The following is a 22,255-nucleotide window of genomic DNA, read 5'->3' as shown; positions in this document are numbered from 1 at the left end:
AGGCGCCGTCGCCCACATGTCCCTTCATCTAAACCTACAATGTCAAAGATCTCACCGACAAAAACAGCGGACAACCAGTGTGCCCCGATATTTAAACCGAGGGATTGGCTATCCGAAGATGTTGGCGACCGGTGGAAGTGCGGTGCGTCAGCGCCGCGTCCCGTCCGGTGAGGCGTCATCTATGGCCCACATCGATTCGGGTCAAACCCTTTTTGCAATTTTATTTCAATTTTTTTGGGGCAATGCGTCTGCACCCCGAAAAATCCGGGGTTTTGGCATCCGCCCCCTGGATGCCTATAACAGCCCTGCACGGGAACATGAACGTTTATGGTCGAAGACACAGCCGCCGGAATCGCTGATTCAGGATTCGCCAACCGCGTGAGATCCGCGGTTTTCTGGCGTTCCGGCAGCCAGATCGTCAGTCAGGTGGTGATGTGGACCACCACGCTTGCGGTGATTCGGATTCTCGACCCGTCCGATTACGGGCTGTTTGCCATGACCCAGGTGGTGATGGTGATGCTGGCCTTTCTCAACGGCTATGGCTTTGCCAGTTCGCTGATCCAGCAGGAGCAGATCGACACCTTTAGGGTCCGCCAGGCTTTCGGGCTGCTGCTCATCCTCAATTTCGGCATCGCCGCCATCCAGTTTGCCGCCGCACCTGCGATCGCCGCCTATTATGGTCAGCCCCAGGTGGCTGAGCTGCTGCGCTGGCAGACGGTCATGTATCTCGCGACGCCCTTCATGGCGGTACCCGAGGTGCTGATGAGCCGCGCGCTCGATTTCCGCCGGCTTGCCATCGTCAATTTCGTCTCTGCCTTTGTCTGCGCGATCACGTCGATCGGTTGCGCTTTGGCGGGCTGGGGCGTCTGGACGCTGGTTGCTGCCCCCACCTCCATGGTGTGGAGCCGCGCGATCGGCCTGTGCATCGCGCAGCGATTCGTCGTCTGGCCGAGCTTCGATTTTCGCGGAACGCGTTCCATGATTGGCTTCGGCAGCGCGATGCTGACCAGCCATCTGTTGTGGAGCCTGCAGACTCAGGCCGATGTGCTGATCGCCGGGCGCGCGCTCGATCCGCATGCGCTCGGCCTCTATGCCGAGGCGCTGTTCCTTGCGCAGATGTTCTCCTCCAAGGTCATTCCGCCGCTCAATGAGGTAGCCTTTCCCGCCTATTCGCGACTGCAGGCCGAACCAGCGCGGCTGCAGGCGGCATTCCTGAAAGCCATAGGGCTGATCATGCTGATCTGCTGTCCGGTCTATGCCGGGCTGGCGGTAACCGCGCCCGAAGCCGTATACACCCTGTTCGGGCCCAAATGGGTGGAGATGGTGCCCCTCGTCCAGCTATTCGCGCTCGCGATGCCGTTCATGACGCTGCATGTGCTGATCGCCCCGGCGGTCAATGCGCTGGGCGCGCCCCGCATCACGGTGCGATGCTCGGCCTTTGGCGCGGCCTTCATGCCCTTGATGTTCCTGATCGGGGTGCGTTACGGGGTCACCGGTCTGGCCCTCGGCTGGGTGATCGGCATGCCGATCGTGCTGCTGTTCTGCCTGTGGCAGTCGTGCCCGGTGATCGGCGTGCGCGTGCGCGACGTGCTGATTGCATGCCTGCCGGGCGTCGGCGCGGCTGCCGCGATGGCCGCCCTGGTCTGGATGATGCGGATCGGCCTCAACGGCACGCTCGACAGCAGCCTGCCCGAGATCATGGGCCGGCTGGCGCTGCTCGCCGCCATCGGGGTGCTGAGCTATGGGCTGCTGCTGCGCGTGCTGGCGCCGCAAATGCTGAGCGATGCGATCGCCCTGCTGCGCCGCCAGCCGACCGTCATCGCAGAGGAAGAGGTGGCCACCGCCTGACCGGCGGCAAGGCGGTCAGCGCCGCACGCCGAAGCGCACGAGGACCGCTTCGGCGATCGCTTTCGCATTGGCCCAGGTCGCATTGAAGCCCGATGCGTCGCCATAATAGGGGTCGGCGACCGCCTGTCCTGCGCGTCCGGGCACCAGATCGAGCGCGAGGCAGATCTCGGCGGGCGAGCTTGCAGGGGCGATCCGGCGCAGGCCTGCAAGATTGTCGTGATCCATTGCCAGGATAAGGTCGAACCGGTCGAAATCGTCCGCGCTCACCTGGCGTCCGCGCAGATCCGCAATGTCCACGCCATGTGCGCGCGCCACCGCGATCGCGCGCGGATCGGGCGGGTCGCCGCGATGCCAGCCGCCGGTCCCCGCCGAATCGACCGTCCAGCCGAGATCGAGCTGACGCACCCTGTGCCTGAGCGCGCCATCGGCGAGCGGCGAACGGCAGATATTGCCGAGGCAGACGAACAGGATCGATGGCGTCTTCACTCGCTGGCCCCTTTTCCGCAGCTGACCGCTTCCAGTCGTTTGACGCTTGCGTCACTTCGGGGCTCTGCTAGCCAAGGGCAAGGACGCACACAAGAGACGCCGAAATCGGGGAGAGACACGCGCATGGCTGGGCCGAACGACAATCAGGACACCGCCGCGCCGGGCATCGCGCCCGCCACATCGGCCTCGCCTTATGCCTGGTACGGGCTGTTCATCCTCTTCCTCGTCTATGTGCTCAATTTCATCGACCGGCAGATCATCACCATCCTGGCGCCCGACATCAAGGCGGACCTGGGGCTGGATGATGCCGATATCGGCTTTCTCTACGGCACCGCCTTTGCCGTGTTCTACGCGCTGTTCGGCATTCCGCTGGGACGGCTCGCCGATAGCTGGCACCGAGTGCGGCTGCTCACCGTGGGTCTTGCTATCTGGTCGGCGATGACGGCGGTGTCGGGCTTTGCGAAGAACGGCCTGACGCTCGGCCTTGCGCGCATGGGCGTCGGCGTGGGTGAGGCGACCGCGAGCCCGTCTGCCTATTCGCTGATCTCGGACATGTTCCCCAAGCGGATGCGCGGCACCGCGCTCGCCCTCTATTCGGCTGGGCTCTATTTCGGCGGCGGCGTCTCGCTGATGATCGGCGGGTTCATCGTCGCGGGCTGGAACGAGGCCTATCCGGGCGGCGGTCCGCTGGGGCTGGTCGGCTGGCAGGCGGCGTTTCTCGCGGTCGGCGTGCCCGGCCTGCTGCTCGCCGCCTGGGTCGCCACCTTGCGCGAACCGGTGCGTGGGCTGGTCGACGGACTGCCCACGCCGCCATCGACCGAACCGTTTCGCGGGTTCTTTCAGGAGCTGTTTGCCGTCATACCGCCATTCACGGTGTTTGCGGCGGCCAGTCGAGGTCATAAAGCGTTCCTTATCAACGCCGCTGTCTTCTCCCTGTTCGCTATAATTGCGTCTTTGCTGATGGTCTTGACCGGCGCGACGCTGCAATGGCTGTGCATCGCCATCGGCTATTATGCCGTGTTTTCCTGGGCAAGTTCGCTGCGCGCGCGCGACAAGGCGACCTTCGCGCTCATCTGGGGATCGCCCGCTTTCCTGTGCACGATCTTGGGCTATGGCTGCGTCGCCTTCCTGTCCTATGCGACCACCGCGTTCGGGCCGACCTATGCCGCACAGGTCCTGGGCGAGGACACCGCGAAAATCGGCTTCTGGATCGGCGGCTTCGGCGCGCTCGGCGGGTTCCTGGGCGTGATCCTGGGCGGTCGCATGTCCGACTGGCTGCGTGCGCGCAGCGAATCGGGGCGGATCATGGTGATCGCCTTCGGGCTCATCACCCCGGTCTTGCCCGTGATCCTGGCCTATACCACCGCCAACGATCCGAATTCGGACGCAGATTTCATCCGCTTCACCGTCTTCGCCTCGCTAGCCAACATGTTCGCCAGCTCGGCGCTCGGCGCGGCTGCCGCGACGACCCAGGATCTGGTGATGCCCCGGATGCGCGGCACCGCCACCGCGACCTTCTTCCTGGCGACCACGCTGTTCGGCCTGGCGCTCGGCCCCTATCTCGCGGGGCAGATGTCGGTAATCTCGGGCAGCCTTTCGACCGGGGTGCTCTCGATCCTGGTGATCGTGCCGGTTGGCCTGACCCTGCTGTTCTTCGCCTGGCGGATGGTGCCGCTGGCCGAACGCACCGTGGTCGAGCGCGCGCGGGCGGCTGGCGAGCCGGTGTGACGGACCGTCTCGAGGTCATGCCCGGTCTCACCGGATCGGACCCGATCGCCTGTGGTGCCACATATAACCGTGTTGAATTCCGGAGGAGGCAACGGTAACGACGCTGCTCCATGGCCCGTTCAGGGTTGAATTCTGGGCAGCCCGACGCTGCGCAGCACAGTTCGGGAAGCTGACCGATACATGACCCATGCCTTTCACCCCACCAGCCTGCGCGAATACGACATTCGCGGGATCATCGGCGAAACGCTTGGCGAGGCGGATGCCTATGCGATCGGACGCGGATTTGCGACGCTGATCGCGCGCGCGGGCGGCAAGTGCGTGGTGGTCGGCTATGACGGCCGTGTCAGTTCGCCGGTGCTCGAAGCGGCGCTGATCAAGGGGCTGAACGACAGCGGTATCGATGCGATCAGCGTCGGCATGGGCCCCACCCCGATGCTCTATTATGCCGAGTCAGTGCTGGAAGAGGCGGATGGCGGCATTCAGATAACCGGCAGCCACAACCCCGCCAATTACAACGGCTTCAAGATGGTCTTTCAGGGCCTCCCGTTTTTTGGGCAAGATATCCGCAAGCTGGGCGAGATGGCGGCAGTCGGCGACTGGGCCGCGGGCACCGGCAGCGCGCGGCAGATCGATATTCTCGACCGCTATGTCGACCGGCTGGTCGAGGATTTCGGCGGCACCGCCGCGCGCATCGGCTGGGACTGCGGCAATGGCGCGGCGGGTCCGGCGGTGGAAAAGCTGGTCCAGCGCCTTCCGGGCGAGCATTTCACCCTGTTCACGGACGTTGACGGCAATTTTCCCAATCATCATCCCGATCCTACCGAGGAAAAGAATCTCGCCGATCTGAAGGCTCTCGTCGCGGAAAAGCAGCTCGATTTCGGAGTGGCTTTTGACGGGGATGGTGACCGGATCGGTGCGATCGACGGCCAGGGCCGCGTGATCTGGGGCGATCAGCTGCTCAGCATTTACGCCGAAGTGGTGCTGAAAGACCTGCCCGGCGCGACGATCATCGCCGATGTGAAGGCCAGCCAAGCGCTGTTCGACCGGGTGAGCGAGCTTGGCGGCGAACCGCTCATGTGGAAGACCGGCCACAGCCTGATCAAGTCGAAGATGAAGGAGACCGGCTGTCCGCTCGCAGGCGAGATGAGCGGGCACGTGTTCTTCAAGCATCGCTATTACGGTTTTGACGATGCGCTCTACGCCGCTGTCCGGCTGATCGAGGCGCAGACGCTGCTCGGCAAGAGCGTGACCGAGATGCGCGGCGCGATGGCGCCGATGATCAACACCCCTGAAATGCGCTTCCAGGTCGACGAGACGCGCAAGTTCGCGGTGGTGGACGAGGTGCTCGAACGACTCTCGGCCGCTGGCGCCAATGTGAACGCGACCGATGGCGCACGCGTCAACACCGAGGACGGCTGGTGGCTGCTGCGCGCATCAAACACGCAGGACGTGCTCGTCGCGCGCGCCGAAGCGCGCAGCCAGGAAGGCCTTGATCGGCTGATGGCGCAGATCGACGATCAGCTTGCGGCCTCGGGCCTGAAGCGCGGCCCCCAGGCGGGGCATTGATCGCCATGTCGGCAAGGGCGAGCGAAGCGGTCGACGCGTTCAAGAGCCGCCATGCGGTGCTGGTCACCGGAGGTGCGGGCTATATCGGCAGCCATGCCGTGCTGGCGCTCAAGGATGCGGGCTGGAAGGTCGCGGTGATCGACAATCTCGTCACCGGCTTTCGCTGGGCGGTGCCCGAGGGCGTCGCGTTCTACGAGGGCGACATTGCGGATGGCGAGCTGGTCGCGCGGATCATCGCCGAACAGCAGATCGGTGCGATCCTGCACTTTGCCGGCTCGATCATCGTGCCCGAATCGGTGAGCGACCCGCTCAAATATTACAGCAACAACACGGTAAAGAGCCGCGCACTCATCGAATCGGCGGTGCACGGCGGGGTGAAGCATTTCATCTTCTCCTCCACCGCTGCGACCTATGGCACGCCCGAAGGCGATGGGCCGATCCCCGAGAACGCCCCGCAGCAGCCGATCAATCCCTATGGCACATCCAAGCTGATGACTGAGTGGATGCTGCGCGATGTCGCCTTCGCGCATGATTTCAACTATTGCGCGCTGCGCTATTTCAACGTGGCGGGCGCCGATCCGCAGGCGCGCACCGGCCAGTCGACGGCAGGTGCGACCCACCTGATCAAGGTCGCGGTCGAAGCCGCGCTCGGCAAGCGCGACAGTGTGGCGGTGTTCGGGACCGATTTCGACACCCCCGACGGCACCGGGGTGCGCGACTATATCCATGTCAGCGATCTGGCGAATGCGCATGTTCTGGCGCTCGAGGCGCTGATCGAGAATCCGTCCGAGAGCCACCGGCTCAATTGCGGCTATGGCCATGGCTATTCGGTGCTCGAGGTGCTCGACGCTGTCGACCGCGTCACCAATCTGAAGATCGAGCGCGTGCTGTCTGACCGCCGCGCCGGCGACCCCGCCGCGCTCACCGCCGACAGCAGCGCGATCCGTGCGCGGTTCGGCTGGCAGCCTGCCTTTGACGATCTCGACACCATCGTCACCCATGCGCTGGCCTGGGAACGCCGCCTCAGCGAACGGGCCGGGTGAGCATGGCAGCGCTGTCTGCCTGCAAGCTCGCCACGCGCCAGGTCGAAAAGCCCTGGGGCCGTGCGGTGCTGCCTGCCCCGTTCCGCAACCCGGGCAGCGAGAAGATCGGCGAAATCTGGTTCGAGGCGGAAACCGGCCCGGCGCTGCCGCTGATGGTCAAATATCTGTTCACCAGCGAGAAGCTGTCGATCCAGGTGCACCCCAGCGATGCCGAGGCGCAGGCCATGGGCCTGGCCAGCGGCAAGGAGGAGTGCTGGCTGGTGCTCGATGCCGAGCCGGGCGCGTGCCTGGGCATCGGCACGCTTCGCCCGCTCGGAGCCGACGAATTGCGCGAGGCCGCGCTGTCGGGCGAAATCGAAGCACTGATGGACTGGAAGCCGGTCACGCGCGGCGATTTCTACTATATCCCGGCAGGGACTGTGCACGCGATCGGAGCGGGCGTGAACCTGATCGAGGTGCAGCAGAATGCCGACATCACCTATCGGCTCTATGATTACGGTCGCCCGCGCGAGCTGCATCTGGACGATGGCGTCGCGGTCTCGCGCGCCGCTCCCTATCCCGCCCAGCTGCATCGCAGGGTGGATTTCGCGGCCGACCAGCTGCTGGTCGATGGGCCTTTGTTCTCGCTGCTGCTCACCGGCGATTCCGCGGCGCGGCTGGACGGCGCAGGCCCGCTCACGGTGATTCCGGTCGAGGGCAGCGTTCGGGTCGAGCAGCCCGAGGGCATGCTGACCATCGCTTCCGGTGAATGCCTTGCCATCGATCCCGACAGCCGCTTTACCGCCAGCCTTGGCGCGCGGCTGCTGCTTGCGCGCGCGCATTGAAGCGAGACCCCCATGACCCAGATCATTCCCGTCATCCTATCCGGTGGATCGGGCACGCGGCTGTGGCCGCTATCGACCGATCAGAGCCCGAAACAGTTTCTCGCGCTCGCCTCCGACCGGACGATGTTTGCCGATACGCTGGCCCGCGCTGGCGATTCAACCCGCTTTGCCGCCCCGCTGATCATCGGGGCCGAACGGCATGCCGCGCTTATGGAAGCCGAGCTGGGCGATGAGGCGCATGAGGGGGCACGCATCATCCTCGAGCCGAGCGCGCGCAACACCGCGCCGGCGATCGCGCTCGCCGCGCTCGCAGCGGGCGGGGGCGATGCGGTGATGCTGGTGATGCCGAGCGATCATGTGATCCTGGATCTGCCTGCCTTCCTGGCAGCAGTCGACACCGCGCTACCGGCGGCGCGCGATGGCTGGCTGGTGACCTTCGGCATCGAACCCTCAGGGCCCGAAACCGGCTTTGGTTATATCCGCATGGGCGAAGGGCTCGATCACGTCCCAGGCGTGCGCAAGGTCGACCGCTTTATCGAGAAACCGGCGCGCGACAAGGCCGAGGCGATGCTCGCCGAGGGCAACCATTCGTGGAATGCCGGCATCTTCCTGATGCGCGCCGATCGCTATTTGGAGGAACTTGCGCACCATGGGTCCGCGATAGACGCCGCTGTACGCGCCGCGCTCCAGGGCGTGGATTTCGCACCCAGGCTCATCCGGCCCGATGCCGAGCGCTTTGCCACTTGTCCGTCGGATTCAATCGATTATGCGGTAATGGAGCGCGCCGATCGGGTGGCGATCGTTCCCGTTTCCTGCGGTTGGTCCGATGTCGGGAGCTGGGATGCGCTGGCCGAGATCATCGATCCCGATGCGCAGGGCAACACGGTGTCCGGCGACGCAGTGCTGATCGATACGCGCGGCTGCCATGTCCATGCCGACGGGATCACGGTCACTGCCTTAGGGATCGAGGACCTGATCGTCATCGCCACTGGTAGCCATGTGATGATCTTGCCTAAGGGCCGATCGCAGGATGTCAGGAAGATCGTGACGGAGTTGAATACCCGAAATTGAATCTGATACACACACCATAAATTTGGGTCAACGATTCTAACGTCATCTGTCACAATAATTGACTGAAACGAATTGAGACATAAGGCACTCCAGCCTTGCGCAGGACGCTCATTACTAGACATTTTCTTGGTCGTCGATCGCGCCTTGCTCAGGATTTCCAACTGCAAGAACATCATCCACCTCAAAAAATAGCGATATTACAACGAAACTTTATAATTCCAATCGTATTAAATTATTACACCGGCAAATTGATTGCAAAATAAGATGTATTAACGCTGAACAATCAGAATAAACATAATAGGCGAATTACACATTTGAGGCATCAAAATCAAAATATTCTGGCTTAGTTGCTCATCCACTCTCCCCTAAGGCTCGGGCTCTGGGCACCCCGGCAGTTAATTCAAGCACTACGAGAACGTTTCCGTACTATTTCGCTTAAGAATATTCCATCCAACGTAATGTAACTTTGCACACTCGCAAGCAATGCGACAGCGAGAGAAATCTAGTTTTCGAACCGTAGATCGATAACGAACGGATGCTCCTGCGGGAAAACCAACAAAATATATGGAGATTTTACATCCGTATCTTTGAATGATAAATCTCCCGAACCAAGGGCCGAGCTCTTGCCACGGCATCTGATTCCGGATCGGGTTCGAGAGGGCCGCATCGGGCCGCCCCGAGATTAGGCCAAAGCGTAGATGTGAAGCGGCTGGTCGCCCACAATAATCCAGGATAGGTTAAAGTAGACAATTTTGAATAACAATGACGACAGGAAAATCTTTGAATCGGTTGCAAAAATTATTTAATGATCAAGGAACCTTAAACGCAAGTTTGCAAAGTAGCACTTTCGATCGGAGACGACGAAATAACTCAAATTGTCTGACCATTTCTGAATTTTGATTTTGTAATATGCGCACGATTATTTAATATACATGTAGGGGCAACTACAATCATGAAAACCATAAATAATCCGAGCTCTGGAATAAACATTTTGCTATATGCTCCAGTTATAGATCAGAGCATGCTCAAGCAAGGATTTTATTTGGCAGAAACTAACGGCCTAATGAAAGACCGACGAATAAAGAGCGTGCGTGTAACAAACAAACTGAGACAGTTGATATTTGGCGATCATGACGCCGTAATTACTTATTTCTATTCTTACAGTGCCTTCGCTGCCATTATCTCCTTTATGCGACGAAAGGCTATTATCGCCACCGGAGGAGGTGAGCAGATTATACGCAGCATGGCGCCCAATTTCATTGTATACTTGATCCGAATTATTCTTTTTATAACGACTTTACTTTTTGTAAAAAAGGTCTTTGCCACATCATCAACAGATTATTTTCATATGAAACGAATAGCTCCTTTTCGATCTTCGAATATTGAGATTAGTTTCCACGGAACTCCGCTTGCAGATAATATTAATTTAGATCTATTTTCTGATTTCCGTGATAGTTTTCATTTTGTTACAATATGCGGAATGGATACTGTTGAAAATGTAAAGCGAAAGGGTATTTTTAGAGCAATTAGGCTTATTTCTAAACTTCGCAGTATTGGATATGACGCGACCTTGACTATAATAGGTAGAACGACACGCGCCGACATAGTTTTTGAAGAAGCGAGGCGATTAAATTGTGAGTCAGCAATATTTACTACTGGTTACATTTCGGAAGAAATGAAATTTTCTATTCTACGTAGTTGCAGGTACTATATTCAGCTGTCTGAATATGAAGGATTTGGAATCGGCGCACTCGAGGCACTGGCAAGTGGTTGTATAGTTATCCATTCAGGACAGGGAGGTCTGCAGGACAGTATTGCTGATTATGGCATCGTTTTAAAAGATCATGATATCGATAATTTTGATATATCAATGATAGATGTTCAAAGAGTTTATGGCCCGGAACAAATTTCAGGTCATCTAGCAATGTTCTCTGAAATTGGGCGCGCAAAGATACTCGTTGATGGAATTCTTGATGATTAAGAGTCGTACCTTTCGCATAAACTCATTCACGAGTTTGGTCGCAAGCGCATTAGTTTTTTTTGCGAACTTAGCCATTCCGGCAGTTCTAGCTAGAACTATTAGCGTTGGCGATTATTCATACTACAATATTGTTATTTCTGTTTTGCCATTTTTGTTGGTATCCTCGTTTTCTTTAAGAAGCATAGCTGGCAGTGCATTAATTTTCATTAACAAGAATTCCAGTGGCGCCAGCCAGTTGCGCGCTTGGTTTTTGATAGTTGCTACGTCCCTTACAATTCCCTTTTGCATAATATTATGCTTCATCATTGTTGCGCACATCGGCTTTGTTAGCAATGATGAAACCTTCCTTTACTGGTCGTATTTAGGATGCACTTGTCTTTTGATACACATAATTGGCGTAACTGTTTCAATATTGATTAGTGGCCCGGCCGCAGCGTCTCACGATTTTATTCCCGAGAATTTATTAAAGTTTGGACCAGGGCTGACGCAGCTTATCACTTTAATTATAATTTATTTTTGGTCTCCTAAACCTTCATTGGAACTCGCCTTCCTCGCCTTTGGTTTTTCTTCGTGGCCTATCGCTATTATTTTGATTGTCATTTATTGGCGTAGGGTTCGTGGTTACTTTTCAGCAGTTAATGTAGATTGCCGTAAGTGCACTATATCTCCGTATAGATTTTTATTCATTTCGATGATATCAATGATGTGGTGGCATTTGAGTACATGGCTAGCGACGTCGGCATCGGTTGCTACAGCTGCGGTGGTAGACCCACAAAAGGCGATTGCTTTCGGCATGGCGTATAATATTGTTGGAATTATTTCTGGCGGCCTGATTGCCGTATCATCGCCCGTAGCGTCAAAGATCGCTTCACTTTCCAAACGTAATTCCTCAGCCGTTGTTGAATTATTCATCAAAGTTAATAGGATGTTTTATTGTTACGTTCTCCTTATGGCTACGCTTGCCTTATCAATGCCAACTCAGCTATACAATTATTGGGTTGGTTCCGTCTATGCTGATGACGTGAGAACATTCGTACACTTGCTCATACCTTCCACTGCTTTAAGACTAGTTATTATCGGATACACCTTATTTGTTATGGGATTAAGTGCCCAATCTAAGCTATGGCTTAGCCCATTTGTTGAAGCCGTATGCGCGATGTCGATATCGATGTGGTTAGGCAATTTATTCGGAATTAAGGGCATATGTTACGCCTTGGTAGCCTCTGCATTTCTACGGCTTATTGTGACACTAACATTCGATCGGTCAATCACAAGAAATATTTTACCTATTAGTTTACGTAATTTCATATAGATGTCGACGCAGGGGGGATTTCAGCGTATATTTCGATATTAGTCAGTTTGGCATCAGTAAGGTTTCAAAATTATTGCACTTATTTCCTCGGGCTCGATGACAGGATTATAGCGCTGTACGCGCAGGGCATGAGCACTCGGGAGATTACCGTACATTTGCGCGATTTAGACGGTATTGACGTATTCCCGGGCCTGATCAGCAAGGTGACTGATGCGGGCTCGATGAGGTCGCGACCTGGCAGCAGCGGCAACTTGATGCGATCTACCGGCGTATTTTCGTTGGTGCCCTGCGGGAGAAAATCCGAGACGAAAGCATGGTCCGCAAGAAGGCGGTCCATGTTGCTCTGGGCGTTTGCGCCGATGGCGCCCTAGAGGTGCACGGTCTTTGGCTGGAGCAAAATGAAGGCGCCCCGTTCTGGCTGCGGGTCAGGAACGAGGTCAGGAACCGCGGCACAGAGGGATATCCTGCTCGCCGTCGTCTATGGCATCAAGGGCTTACCGGAGGCTATTACGGCCGTGTTACCCGCCGCGATCGTCCAGACCTGCATCGTTCATCTGCTGCGCAAAGCCATGGACTTTGTGTCCTGGAAGGCATCCGTTCGGTGAGAGCCGCTTGCTGAGTTGCGCATGTGTACTCAGGACGTCTTTATGGTCGCACATATGGACGCACGTAGGGCAGCATGGCGCGGATAACGGTGGTCTCGGACGTCCGCCGACGCCTTGATCGATCGGATGAAGAACGCATGGACATCCTCTGGCAAGCCTTTGCGCCGGGCGCTATCGTTGCCCTCGTCGCTCGGCGGTATGAGATATCGGGGGGCCTGATCTACATTTGGCGGCGGTTTGAGATGAGGTGAGCACAGTCTGCGTTTGCACCGGTAGCGATCGAGGATGCGGCGGCATTGGAACCACCGTGCGAGCCGGCTGCGGAGCCAGATGCGGCGATCGTGCTGGAACTGGCGGACCTAGAACGGCGGCTTCGGCACCGCCAGCGCTTGTGGCCCCAGCGCCGAGGGCGGTGCGATGATCCCGTGGGTCGCGCGGGTTTGGATCGCAATGGGTGGGGTACACCGATATGCGGTGCGGGATGCAAAGCCTGGCCACCCAGGCGCAGTAGCACTTCTTCAAGGACCCGTTCGCCGGTGATCTTTGGGTCTTCCATGGCCGCTCCGGATCACTGATGAAGATTATCTGACACGAGGGCATCGGCATGTCGCTTCACGCCAAGCGGCTAGAAAGGGCCCGTTTCGTCTGACCTTCTGCGAAGGACAGCGTTGTAAGGTTAACCACCGTGCAGTTCGCCTGCCTGCTTGAGGGGATCGACTCGCGTAACCCGCAATGTACGTCGCGGCCGCAGAGCGCAGGATAGCGTGTAAAGTCCAGCATGTTCGGCTTGATCTGCTTGGCTGGCAGTGATTCACTCACGCCATGGAAGCCGCCGTTCCACCCTTTCCGGTCGATGTTGAAGCGCTCAAGGTAATGCTGGCTTCAGCATTGCCGAAGATTGATCGAATAGAGGCCACTGCCCAGGCCAGAGAGAACTTCACGGGGCGATGATTGACCATCTCAAGCTGCAGAACGCCAAGCTGCGGCGCGAGCAGTACGGCCCCAGCGCCGAACGCACCGAGCGGCTGGTCGCCCAAAGGTGAACTGGAGGTCGCAAACCTCGCAGCCGCTGCCGCCGAGGACGAGCGTGCAGCCGAAGCGGCAGCGGCGAAGACTCCAATCATTGCGCCCTTCGAGCGGCGTAAGCCCACGAGGAAGCCGCTGCCCGATCATCTCGTGTCGTCACTCCCGTGGAGTGTGCCTGCCCAGCCTGTGGTGGCAGCCGGCTGTCGAAGCTCGGCGAAGACGTGACCGAGACGCTTGAGGTGATCCCACGCCAGTGGAAGGTCATCCAGACGGTACGCGGGAAGTTGGCCTGCCGAGACTGCTAGAAGATCACGCAGCCACCGGCGCCGTTCCACGTTATACCACGCGGGACGTTCGGCCCCAGCTTTCTCGCCATGTTGCTATTCGACAAGTACGACCAGCATCAGCCACTGCACCGCCAGGCCGAGCGCTTCGCCAGTGAAGGTGTGCCGCTCTGTGTCTGACTCTGGCCAACCAGATTAGTGCAACCTGCGCGGCGCCGATGCCAATCTTCCACCTCGTTGAGGGGCACACCTTCGCTGCCAACCGGCTGCACGGCGATGATACGAAGGTGCCGGTCAGGGCCAAGGGCCAGACCATCACCGGTCGATTATGGGACTAAGTTCGCGATGATCGACCCTGCGGTGGCAACGATCCGCCATCTGCGATCTTCCATTATTCGCGCGACCGGCGCGGCGATCATCCCAAACGTCACTTGGCGCAATGGTCCAGCATTCTGCAGGCCGACGCCTATGCTGGCTACAGCGAACTCTATGCTCCAAAAACGCGAGGCCGGTCCGATCCTCGAGGCAGGTTGCTTTGCCCATGCGAGGAGGAAGTTCTTGGACCTTGCCGACGTTGAAGGTGCAGCGCGCAAGAAGATCCGCGGCGAGAATGTCGGTGTGGTCTATCCGATCGCCCTCGAGGTCGTGCGGAAGCTCGACGCCTTGTTCGCGATTGAGCGGCATATCAAAGGCCAAAGCCCGACCGAGCGCCACGCTCTTCGTCAGGAACTCAGCGCCCCGCTGAGGCAGAGCTCCATGACTGCTTGAACATCCAGCTTGGCCAGATTTCGGTAAGCGCAGACGGAAGGCGGCGTTGACATGGTTTCAAAGGGCGGCGCAGCAGCGTTTGTATTTTTTGCCTGAGCCGCAGGGGCAAGGATCGTTGCGTCCTGCCTTTTCGGTTTCCATGGCCTGTAGGGTTGCCTTTTTATCCTCTCGCATGAGTGCGAGCTTGCGCATTCCCACCAGCGCCCGGGGCAGCAGCGCTGCATGCTGGTCACGGATTTCCTCAGCGTCGTCACGCTCTTCGAACGGCTCACTGACCTCCATGAAGCCGGCGAGCAGCGCAACGAACGTAGCAGTACGGTGATCCTCGGCGATAGCCGACCAGTAGCTGGGTGCCAGCTTCATGGCAGTCCAGAACCCCTTGACCCAGATCCTTGATCAGCCCTTTGGCCTGGCTCACAGTATCCAGGCATGAAGCCAGGCCAGCCCTTTGCAAAACTGGCTTCGATCTTTCTGCGGTGGGCAAGCGCTTGCCGAAGGGCCTGTTCTATCCTGGCAGGATCGTTGCTGGCAGGCGGTTCGCGCCAAAGACCCATGACCCAGTCGGATGAGTCCAGATGCGGCGTAACTAGTAGGCCCGTCAGATAGCCGTCCATTTCGAGCGGCGGCAACAGGCCCGGATCACGATCGAGCGGCATCAAGATAGCAGGTGACGTAGTGGAGGTTCTCATGCCGCAAGGGCATTATCTTGGGGCGCCTGCCATTGCCTTGGGAGAAGCTCGTCGATCCGGCTGATCGGATGATCGCCGATACGTGCGATGACATCGGTAAACCAGGCCTCGGGCTCGACACCGTTCAGACGGCACGTCTCGACCAGAGAGTAGAACAGCGCCGCTGCATCACCGCCCTTGGGTGAGCCGACGAACAGTCAGTTCCGACGCCCGAGCGCAACGCCCCGCAGGGCATTCGCGACCAGGTTGTTGCTGATATCGAGCAACCCGTCGTCGCAGTATCGGACCATCGCCCCCATCGGTTGAGCGGATAGCGGCACGCCTTGGCCAGCGCACTGTCGGATGACAGCCCGCGCCTCTGCGCTTCGAGCCACGGTCGCAACGCATCGAGCTTTGGCCGGGCCAGTTCCTGACGGATCCGCTTTCGCTCATCGGGAGGTGCGCCGCGGATATCGCGTTCGATCGCGAACGGCTCGCCAATGCGCACCACCGCTTCTGCTGCGACCGGCGACGGGTTCTTTTCCAGGATGTCGGTAACCTTGCGTCGGGCGTGCGCCCAGCAGCCGACCTCGGTCACGAAGCGGGCCGGATCACGATACAGCCGGTTGTATCCGCTATAGCCATCGGCCTGGAGATAGCCACGATACCCGGCCAAGTGTGCCGCTGGATGCTCACCGCCTCGCCCCGGGGTGAAGCGGAACGCAACTGCAGGTGGGCTCATGTCACCGCTTGACCGATCATCGCGCAGATAGACCCAGAAGTAGGCGGTCCTGCTGTCGCCCTGTCCGTTCAGCAAGGTGACCGGGATCTCGTCCCCATGGATCTTGGATGCCTCACAGATATGGGAGAGCAGCCGCTCTCCAAGAGGGGCCATCAACCAGGCCAGCTTGCGCGCCCAGCGGCCCATCACATCGCGACCGATATCCACGCCCTGGCGGCGCAGGATCGCCGACTGACGATACCAGGGCTGGTGATCGACAAAGCGGCTGACGATCAGATGGGCGAGCAGTGCGCTGCTCGCCATGACCTTGGGCAGAGGAAGATCGATGGCCGGCGCCTGCCGGATCTGTTCGCAGCGCCTGCATGCAATGCGGGGACGCACATGGCGCAGCACCCGGAACCGGGCAGGCACATAATCCAGCACTTCCGTCACATCCTCGCCGATGACGGTATCGGTGCCGCCGCAGGCACAGGGGCCGGGACGGTGCTCTGTCGTCTGCCGGGGGATATGCGCCGGGATGGGCTGACGTGATCCGGCTCGCCGGATAGTCCTTGGCATTGCTGCCGCCTCGTCATCATTGGCAGGCGCTGGAGTATCGACGTCTTCGAACATCAGGCGCAGCTGGGCGATATCCATCTGCTCCGAGCTGCGGCCAAATTGCACCCGCAAAAGGCGGGCGAGCCGGTGCTCGAGCTTTTCGATGGTCAGGCCCTGCGCCTTGACGGTGTCGTTTGCGAGCCTCAGCGCATCGCGCTCCCGTTCCATCGCCTCGGCCATCTCCCGCACCATTTTCTGCAGGAGAACAGGGTCTGAAGGAAGGCGATCAAGGTCGAACCGCATGCCCGCAACTATAGCGCAACTGCGACTCCGAACATACAAAAAACGCCGGTTTTCCGGGCGCTTTCTGATCAGGCGAGCGTCGGTACCTGCACCCTTTCGTGCACGATCGCCTGCCGCCAGTCGAGCCCTTCGATCAGCATCGCCACTTGCGCAGAAGACAGACGGACCGCCACCCCATCCTGTGTCCGGGGCCACACGAACTTGCCCCGCTCGAGCCGCTTTGCGTACAGGCAAAGTCCCGATCCATCCCAGACCAGCGCCTTCAGCCTGTCGCCCCTCTTGCCCCGGAACAGGAACACAGCACCGCTGAACGGATCGAGCTGCAGGATATTGCGGACCTGCGCCGATAGCCCGTCAAAGCTCTTGCGCATGTCGCAGGGGGCAAGCGAGAGATAGATCTTCGTCAATGGCGGGAGCGTCAGGCTCAAAGGCCGATCTCACCGATAACTTCAAGCGCCAGCTTCAGCGCCGCCCGGTCAACCGCACGGTCGATCGACACCGTCAGCCGACCCTGCGTACGGATATCGATCCGCCCCGCCGCCGCCGGTTCTTGCGCCGGTTCCGCGCTCATCATCTCCACCGGCACAAACCCGGCCATGGCACCGCGCAGCAGCTGCTTGCGCCAGGTATAAAGCTGGCCCGTTCCAATCCCGTATCGCCGGGCAACCACTGCCACGATCGCGCCAGGCTGCGTCGTCTCCTTCAGGATCGCGAGCTTCTCTTCATCGCTCCACCGTCGGCGTCGCTCAACCCGTATGACCGCTCCGCCGCCATTGCGACCACTCATACGAGGCTCGTTTGACTGCTCACTATCCACCCGCAAGGCCTCCTTCGGCCCTGCCGTTCCGACAAATCACACCACCCAACAAGGCCGGGCTCCGTCGGCGCTTACAGATTTCGCGCAACCATGATCTGGCCAAGGCTATCAACTGAATGCTGCGGCGCTGGGCGGGATTCACCCGGTTCCTCGCCGACGTCAGGGATTGTCTGTCGAACAACGCTGCTGAACGAGCCCTGCGCTGCGTGCCACTTCGACGCAAGTCGTGGCTGTTCTGTAGCTCAGATCGCAGCGGGCAACGCGCGGCCGTCGCCTACTCGCTGATCCAGATCTGCCGGCTCAACGACGTCGTCCCAAGGCCTGGCTCGCCAACGTCCTGGCCCGTATCGCCGACCATCCCGTCAGCCGCCTCGACGAGCTCCTGCCGCGGAACTGGCGGAGCACTCGGCTCGCTCTTGCAGCTTGATAGGCCACGTCAACAAGGTCCATTCTGTCCAAACCATCGGCCTTGCCGCTCGGGACCTCGACAAAACGGAAAGCGAAATCGCGGACCTTGCTCTCGGCATGAATCCCAAAGACGGCCTCATCTGGGTCTACAGTTTGGACACGAAGACGGCATTATGGCTTTCACCATGCAAGGCATCGAGATACTGGAAATGCTCATATCCGAGCAGGAGATCGCCAAATCTTAGCCTCCCTGCGGTCCTCGCTGCATGGCCACCCTGGAAAGGCCGCGAAGGCCTGGCAACGGCGCTCAAGGAAATCTACCGCGCGTCCAGCGCCGAAGCCGCCGAAAAGGCATTGACCGTGTTCGAGGCTGGTTCCTGGGGATAGCGTTATCCCGCGATCGGCCAAAGCTGGCGACGTGTCTGGAGCAAAGTGATTCCGTTCTTCGCCTTCCCTGACGAGGTCCGCCGGATCGTTTACACGACCAATGACATGGAGGCCCTCAACTCTAGGCTTCGCCGGACGGTCAGGGCCACAGGGCACTTCCCGAGCGACGAGGCGGCAACAAAACTGCTCGATCTAATCTTGAACCGACCGAAAAAAAGGAGTGGAAAATGCCACCGCGTGAGTGGTCAATGGCCAAGGCCCAGTTCGCCGTTATCTTCGGCGAGCGCTCCATCCAGGCCATGGCGGCGTCATGTTGAACAGCCTGCTCACACACGGAAATCCTGACAGTCCCACGCAACCACGGTGGCATCCGTCGCACAACTGAATAAGCAATGGTCTGCTTCGCCGCACCCTGCGGGCTCCGCTACGCAGCCCATTGCTTCAACCGCGCTGATGCACAAAACAACCGCACCGCTCTAATCTCAGCGGGAGGAAACTGGAGGTCAGTTCAAGCCCACCCAAGCAATTCCACAGCACAGTTAGCCCTCATAAATAAATCAGCCAATCATACGATGAAACAGTTACCTGATGAGGTCTACGATTCGTTCAACTACCTCATCCTGCTCCGACTCCGTAAGGTCGCTGCCAGATGGGAGACATAAGCCATTCTGGAACAGGTCTTCGTCGAACGCAGATCCGTGGTAAACTGAACCAGCAAAAACGGGCTGAAGGTGCATGGGCTTCCATAGTGGTCGAGATTCAATAAGGTTATCCAGCAACATGAGACGTATATCCTCGCGCGTAACTCCGGTAACCTTTGGATCGACGTATATAGCAGTTAACCATCTTGACGACTTATATCCAACCGGCTCAGGCATAAAACGAATGCCATAGGCAGTTAACCTGTCGTAATAACGTTCGAATATTTGCCTTCTTGCATTGACCCTTGAATCCAAAACCTCCATTTGACCCAATCCAATTGCTGCACAAACATTGGAAAGGCGATAGTTATAACCAGTTGTCGAATGTTCATAATGAGGCGCAGAGTCGCGAGCTTGCGTGGCCAAAAATCGTGCTCGATCCGCCCAGGCCTTGTGTTTAGTTACAAGCATACCTCCACCTGAAGTGGTAATAATTTTGTTGCCATTAAACGAAAGAATTGCGGCATCGCCCCCAGTACCAGCCTTCCGTCCATTTAGATGCTCAGCACCTAAGCTCTCAGCACTATCAACAATCAAATTGACGCCAAAATTGGCAGCAATGAGCTCCAATGCATCAAGGTCTACTGACTGCCCATATAAATCCGTTGGAATGATAGCCTTTGGGAGTCTATGAATTCGGTCAGCTTCTTTTAATGCATCCTCAATGTAACCAGGATCCAATGTCCAAGTTTGACGGCTTAAATCAAAAAACGTTGGATTAGCGTGCAAATAATTGACTGGAAAAACGCCGCCAGCGAACGTCATTGACGAAACCCAAACGTCGTCGTGCTCGCCAACTCCACTTACTTCTAAGGCTAAATGCAGGGCAGCAGTGCCAGATGAGAGCGCAATACAATGATATCCGTTACCTAGATACTCCGCCATTTTTTTCTCAAGGGCATCAACCTGTGGCCCAAGCGGAGCAATAAAATTTGATTTAAATGCCTCAGAAACAAAGCCCTGCTCTAATCCCGACATATGCGGTCGCGATAAAAAGATACGCATATTTAACCCTTATCCAAAATTCTTGCTGGATTTCCCACAACGGTAACTCCAGGAGGAACGCTACGGGTTACGACCGCCCCCATTCCGACAGTGGCTCCTTCGCCTATCACCAGCGGCCCATCATTTTGACCTTGGCGTATAATAGCACCAGTACCAATATACGCATGATCTTCTATTTTTACATTTCCATTACAATGAACGCCAGGTGCAAATGTAACAAAATCGCCAATCACGCAGTCGTGAGCTATGTAAGAATACAAGTTTGCTTGAAAGAATTTTCCAATTCGCACGTTAGACGTTATGGTCACGAAAGGACAGATTATCGAGCCATACCCTATAACCACGCTATCCATCAAAAGCGAGTTATCCGCAGTGATTGACAAGATATTTAGATCAAGCCTTTCGCACTTATCGGCAAGCACAGCCCTAATTCGCCCATCAGAAATTGCTATTGAGACATAGGTATCCTTATCAGCATTGGCAACGAAATTATCAAATGACATTATTTTATATCCATTGACCACTTGGGCCAGCGGTTTATCATCTATAAACACATATTCATTCAAAATATTTTTATGCGGCGACAATAACGGCATCACCTCTCGGCCAAACCCGCTTGCCCCGTATACCCCAATTAGAGCCACTTTAGTCCCCTTTGAACTTTGTCATAGTTACTTCGCCTGGATGCGAAATATCTTTTCGCTTTAAAACCCTTATCAGGGTTAACAAAATTATTTTTGTATCTAACGCAAAGCTTTGATTATCGACATACCATACATCCAACTTGAACTTTTCCTCCCACGAAATGGAGTTGCGTCCATTGACTTGGGCCCAGCCTGTGAGACCTGGCCTAACCAAATGACGTCGAGCTTGCTCAGAATTATAAAGAGGAAGATATTCCATAAGTAAAGGCCTAGGACCAACAATACTCATTTCTCCTCGCAGGACATTATAGAGTTCTGGTAGCTCATCGAGAGAGCTTGCCCTTAGAAAGCTCCCCAAAGGCGTCATGCGCTCACAATCTGGCAGCATGTTACCTTTGACGTCGTAGCCATCTATCATTGTTCTGAACTTGATCATTTCAAAAGGTTGCCCATCCTTTCCTGGCCGAACTTGCTTAAATAGTATCGGGCTACCAAGACGGAGCTTGATCACTAAGGCCAAAATGACAAAAACTGGCATTAGAACAATAATCGCTATTGCCGAAATCGCAATATCACTTACCCGTTTCATTATGCAGAATGCTCCTCGGCAAAGCAAAAAAGATTAGCGTCAAAAAGTGTATTTTATTGCCATAATTAAATCTGCCAAAAAATTTTGCCATAAATACAGATGACTCGCCCAAACTCGCCTTGATTATAAAAGCTCCTATTGCACCCAGCAAGTGACCATTCTCGAATTAATCGTTAATCTCCATCAATATAAATTAATTATAACCAGAAATTGCTCACCATTATGCAAGATTGATTATTATATCCCAGGACATCACGTAACAGAGCCTCACTATATAGTCATCAATTCCATTGCGCCTTGAAATCTAATAGCACATAAGCTATTGCACTAGGTCAGGCATATAATTATTTAGGTCGTTTAAAAGGTATCTAAAGATCTATTATTTAACGTTTTCGGCAATTCAATTTATACGCGGACAATACTACATACAAAAGTAATCATAGGCTGTTTATAGCTTTTTTGCGTCAAATGCAACGACCATGTGGTCACACGGTTTGCGTAAAATTATTCATTGTCATAAACATCTCATCCAACATATTGGCAGCCAATATTCTTAGATTTTATTTAATACGGCTAATATTTTCGGTATGATTTGGCAGCGGTCGGACTGGAAGCTCGATTGCGGTTGAAATGCACACCCTTCATGGACGTTGGGAACGAGATTCCTAACGGCCGCAGGCCTTGAATCAAGGCTTCTTTTTTGGGGGTGACGTGACGCCCAGCTTTCCCCCAGCTGGGATTAGAGCCGGGCGATTGTTGCACTGCTACCCAACTTTGGACCACTCGGGTCTGGAGTTTTCCGCCTTGCTCAGGTCCGGTGGGCTGGTTTCACCGGCTGAGTTTGCCAGCATGATCGGGGGGACATTCCCGATCGCGCTGTGCGGTCGCTCTTCGTTGTAGTGTCTACGCCAC

General features: G+C 56.9%; 19 protein-coding genes and 5 pseudogenes. 13 read left to right on the top strand and 11 right to left on the bottom strand.

Translation table 11 applies throughout. The annotated features are described in order from the left end of the window. The coding region (locus OPU69_RS19095; RefSeq protein WP_498513108.1) for a hypothetical protein at nucleotides 1-382 on the top strand (382 nt) is incomplete at its 5' end. Further along, nucleotides 328-1,848 (top strand): lipopolysaccharide biosynthesis protein, encoded by a 1,521-nt coding sequence (locus OPU69_RS19090; RefSeq protein ID WP_498513106.1) that lies wholly within the window; start codon nucleotides 328-330, stop codon nucleotides 1,846-1,848. The genes OPU69_RS19095 and OPU69_RS19090, both read left to right, overlap by 55 nt. Before the next feature lie 15 nt (nucleotides 1,849-1,863). On the opposite strand, the gene OPU69_RS19085 is transcribed toward OPU69_RS19090, so the two are convergent. Beyond that, nucleotides 1,864-2,334, bottom strand: a complete 471-nt coding sequence (locus tag OPU69_RS19085) for a low molecular weight protein-tyrosine-phosphatase (protein ID WP_498513104.1) — start codon at nucleotides 2,332-2,334, stop codon at nucleotides 1,864-1,866. 123 nt (nucleotides 2,335-2,457) lie between these two features. Between OPU69_RS19085 and OPU69_RS19080 the strand changes: the two genes are divergently transcribed. From OPU69_RS19080 to tnpC (OPU69_RS19040), 9 genes and pseudogenes are all read left to right on the top strand, one after another. Next, nucleotides 2,458-4,062, top strand: coding sequence for a spinster family MFS transporter (locus tag OPU69_RS19080; RefSeq protein WP_498513102.1), 1,605 nt, complete (start codon nucleotides 2,458-2,460; stop codon nucleotides 4,060-4,062). Nucleotides 4,063-4,242: 180 nt separating this feature from the next. Next, nucleotides 4,243-5,628, top strand: coding sequence for a phosphoglucomutase/phosphomannomutase PgmG (pgmG, locus tag OPU69_RS19075; RefSeq protein ID WP_498513100.1), 1,386 nt, complete (start codon nucleotides 4,243-4,245; stop codon nucleotides 5,626-5,628). Between the two features lie 5 nt (nucleotides 5,629-5,633). Continuing rightward, the gene (galE, locus tag OPU69_RS19070) at nucleotides 5,634-6,671 is read left to right on the top strand and encodes a UDP-glucose 4-epimerase GalE (RefSeq protein WP_498513098.1); all 1,038 of its coding nucleotides are present in this window, start codon (nucleotides 5,634-5,636) and stop codon (nucleotides 6,669-6,671) included. Between the two features lie 2 nt (nucleotides 6,672-6,673). Beyond that, nucleotides 6,674-7,495, top strand: coding sequence for a class I mannose-6-phosphate isomerase (locus tag OPU69_RS19065; protein ID WP_498513096.1), 822 nt, complete (start codon nucleotides 6,674-6,676; stop codon nucleotides 7,493-7,495). Between the two features lie 12 nt (nucleotides 7,496-7,507). Then, nucleotides 7,508-8,566 carry a mannose-1-phosphate guanylyltransferase/mannose-6-phosphate isomerase gene (locus OPU69_RS19060; protein ID WP_498513094.1) on the top strand — a complete coding sequence of 353 codons (1,059 nt, stop codon included), beginning with the start codon at nucleotides 7,508-7,510 and terminating at the stop codon, nucleotides 8,564-8,566. 952 nt (nucleotides 8,567-9,518) lie between these two features. Next, nucleotides 9,519-10,547, top strand: coding sequence for a glycosyltransferase (locus tag OPU69_RS19055; protein ID WP_498513092.1), 1,029 nt, complete (start codon nucleotides 9,519-9,521; stop codon nucleotides 10,545-10,547). Next, the gene (locus OPU69_RS19050; RefSeq protein ID WP_498513090.1) at nucleotides 10,528-11,859 is read left to right on the top strand and encodes a polysaccharide biosynthesis protein; all 1,332 of its coding nucleotides are present in this window, start codon (nucleotides 10,528-10,530) and stop codon (nucleotides 11,857-11,859) included. The genes OPU69_RS19055 and OPU69_RS19050 overlap by 20 nt, the downstream gene beginning before the upstream one ends. Before the next feature lie 83 nt (nucleotides 11,860-11,942). Further along, nucleotides 11,943-12,449, top strand: a pseudogene (locus OPU69_RS19045) (IS256 family transposase); the annotation flags it as partial. Nucleotides 12,450-13,286: 837 nt separating this feature from the next. Continuing rightward, nucleotides 13,287-14,577, top strand: a pseudogene (gene tnpC / locus OPU69_RS19040) (IS66 family transposase); the annotation flags it as partial. 22 nt (nucleotides 14,578-14,599) lie between these two features. On the opposite strand, the gene OPU69_RS19035 reads toward tnpC (OPU69_RS19040), so the two are convergent. From OPU69_RS19035 to tnpA, 6 genes and pseudogenes are all read right to left on the bottom strand, one after another. Beyond that, nucleotides 14,600-14,905: an SEC-C metal-binding domain-containing protein gene (locus OPU69_RS19035; RefSeq protein WP_498513089.1), complete on the bottom strand. Its 306-nt coding sequence runs from the start codon at nucleotides 14,903-14,905 to the stop codon at nucleotides 14,600-14,602. Next, a complete protein-coding gene (locus OPU69_RS19030) occupies nucleotides 14,902-15,156 on the bottom strand; it encodes a UPF0149 family protein (RefSeq protein ID WP_498513114.1) in 255 nt (84 codons plus the stop codon). The genes OPU69_RS19035 and OPU69_RS19030 overlap by 4 nt, the downstream gene beginning before the upstream one ends. A gap of 71 nt (nucleotides 15,157-15,227) precedes the next feature. Then, nucleotides 15,228-15,404: pseudogene (locus tag OPU69_RS19025) on the bottom strand (transposase domain-containing protein); the annotation flags it as partial. Continuing rightward, entirely contained in the window at nucleotides 15,356-16,717 is a 1,362-nt protein-coding gene (gene tnpC, locus OPU69_RS19020; protein WP_498513112.1) for an IS66 family transposase, read from the bottom strand. The gene tnpC (OPU69_RS19020) and the pseudogene OPU69_RS19025, both read right to left, overlap by 49 nt. 143 nt (nucleotides 16,718-16,860) lie before the next feature. Continuing rightward, the gene (gene tnpB / locus OPU69_RS19015; protein WP_498513087.1) at nucleotides 16,861-17,199 is read right to left on the bottom strand and encodes an IS66 family insertion sequence element accessory protein TnpB; all 339 of its coding nucleotides are present in this window, start codon (nucleotides 17,197-17,199) and stop codon (nucleotides 16,861-16,863) included. 17 nt (nucleotides 17,200-17,216) lie between these two features. Beyond that, nucleotides 17,217-17,579, bottom strand: a complete 363-nt coding sequence (gene tnpA / locus OPU69_RS19010; protein WP_498513085.1) for an IS66-like element accessory protein TnpA — start codon at nucleotides 17,577-17,579, stop codon at nucleotides 17,217-17,219. A gap of 104 nt (nucleotides 17,580-17,683) precedes the next feature. On the opposite strand from tnpA, the pseudogene OPU69_RS19005 reads away from it, so the two are divergent. Together OPU69_RS19005 and OPU69_RS19000 are read left to right on the top strand one after the other, a co-directional pair. Then, nucleotides 17,684-18,036, top strand: a pseudogene (locus OPU69_RS19005) (IS66 family transposase); the annotation flags it as partial. A gap of 257 nt (nucleotides 18,037-18,293) precedes the next feature. Beyond that, nucleotides 18,294-18,721: pseudogene (locus OPU69_RS19000) on the top strand (transposase); the annotation flags it as partial. 264 nt (nucleotides 18,722-18,985) lie between these two features. Here OPU69_RS19000 and OPU69_RS18995 read toward each other — a convergent pair. The 4 genes from OPU69_RS18995 to OPU69_RS18980 form a co-directional block, all read right to left on the bottom strand. Then, nucleotides 18,986-20,110: a DegT/DnrJ/EryC1/StrS family aminotransferase gene (locus OPU69_RS18995; protein ID WP_498513083.1), complete on the bottom strand. Its 1,125-nt coding sequence runs from the start codon at nucleotides 20,108-20,110 to the stop codon at nucleotides 18,986-18,988. Between the two features lie 2 nt (nucleotides 20,111-20,112). Beyond that, the gene (locus OPU69_RS18990) at nucleotides 20,113-20,754 is read right to left on the bottom strand and encodes an acetyltransferase (protein ID WP_498513081.1); all 642 of its coding nucleotides are present in this window, start codon (nucleotides 20,752-20,754) and stop codon (nucleotides 20,113-20,115) included. Nucleotide 20,755: 1 nt separating this feature from the next. Then, complete coding sequence (locus OPU69_RS18985; RefSeq protein WP_498513079.1) at nucleotides 20,756-21,343, bottom strand: sugar transferase; 588 nt, start codon at nucleotides 21,341-21,343, stop codon at nucleotides 20,756-20,758. Between the two features lie 764 nt (nucleotides 21,344-22,107). Further along, the coding region (locus OPU69_RS18980) for an integrase core domain-containing protein (protein ID WP_498513110.1) at nucleotides 22,108-22,255 on the bottom strand (148 nt) is incomplete at its 5' end.

It is taken from the genome of Blastomonas sp. 34TW (genome assembly GCF_059803595.1).
This window is presented reverse-complemented; position numbering and strand designations above follow the sequence as displayed.

Bases quoted from the DNA above. Each gene is read 5' to 3' on its own strand.
- OPU69_RS19090 (WP_498513106.1), top strand. From the start codon at position 328: ATGGTCGAAGACACAGCCGCCGGAATCGCTGATTCAGGATTCGCCAAC.
- OPU69_RS19080 (WP_498513102.1), top strand. From the start codon at position 2,458: ATGGCTGGGCCGAACGACAATCAGGACACCGCCGCGCCGGGCATCGCG.
- pgmG (WP_498513100.1), top strand. From the start codon at position 4,243: ATGACCCATGCCTTTCACCCCACCAGCCTGCGCGAATACGACATTCGC.
- galE (WP_498513098.1), top strand. From the start codon at position 5,634: ATGTCGGCAAGGGCGAGCGAAGCGGTCGACGCGTTCAAGAGCCGCCAT.
- OPU69_RS19065 (WP_498513096.1), top strand. From the start codon at position 6,674: ATGGCAGCGCTGTCTGCCTGCAAGCTCGCCACGCGCCAGGTCGAAAAG.
- OPU69_RS19060 (WP_498513094.1), top strand. From the start codon at position 7,508: ATGACCCAGATCATTCCCGTCATCCTATCCGGTGGATCGGGCACGCGG.
- OPU69_RS19055 (WP_498513092.1), top strand. From the start codon at position 9,519: ATGAAAACCATAAATAATCCGAGCTCTGGAATAAACATTTTGCTATAT.
- OPU69_RS19050 (WP_498513090.1), top strand. From the start codon at position 10,528: ATGGAATTCTTGATGATTAAGAGTCGTACCTTTCGCATAAACTCATTC.
- OPU69_RS19035 (WP_498513089.1), bottom strand. From the start codon at position 14,905: ATGAAGCTGGCACCCAGCTACTGGTCGGCTATCGCCGAGGATCACCGT.
- OPU69_RS19030 (WP_498513114.1), bottom strand. From the start codon at position 15,156: ATGGACGGCTATCTGACGGGCCTACTAGTTACGCCGCATCTGGACTCA.
- tnpC (WP_498513112.1), bottom strand. From the start codon at position 16,717: ATGGAACGGGAGCGCGATGCGCTGAGGCTCGCAAACGACACCGTCAAG.
- tnpA (WP_498513085.1), bottom strand. From the start codon at position 17,579: ATGAGTGGTCGCAATGGCGGCGGAGCGGTCATACGGGTTGAGCGACGC.
- OPU69_RS18995 (WP_498513083.1), bottom strand. From the start codon at position 20,110: ATGCGTATCTTTTTATCGCGACCGCATATGTCGGGATTAGAGCAGGGC.
- OPU69_RS18985 (WP_498513079.1), bottom strand. From the start codon at position 21,343: ATGAAACGGGTAAGTGATATTGCGATTTCGGCAATAGCGATTATTGTT.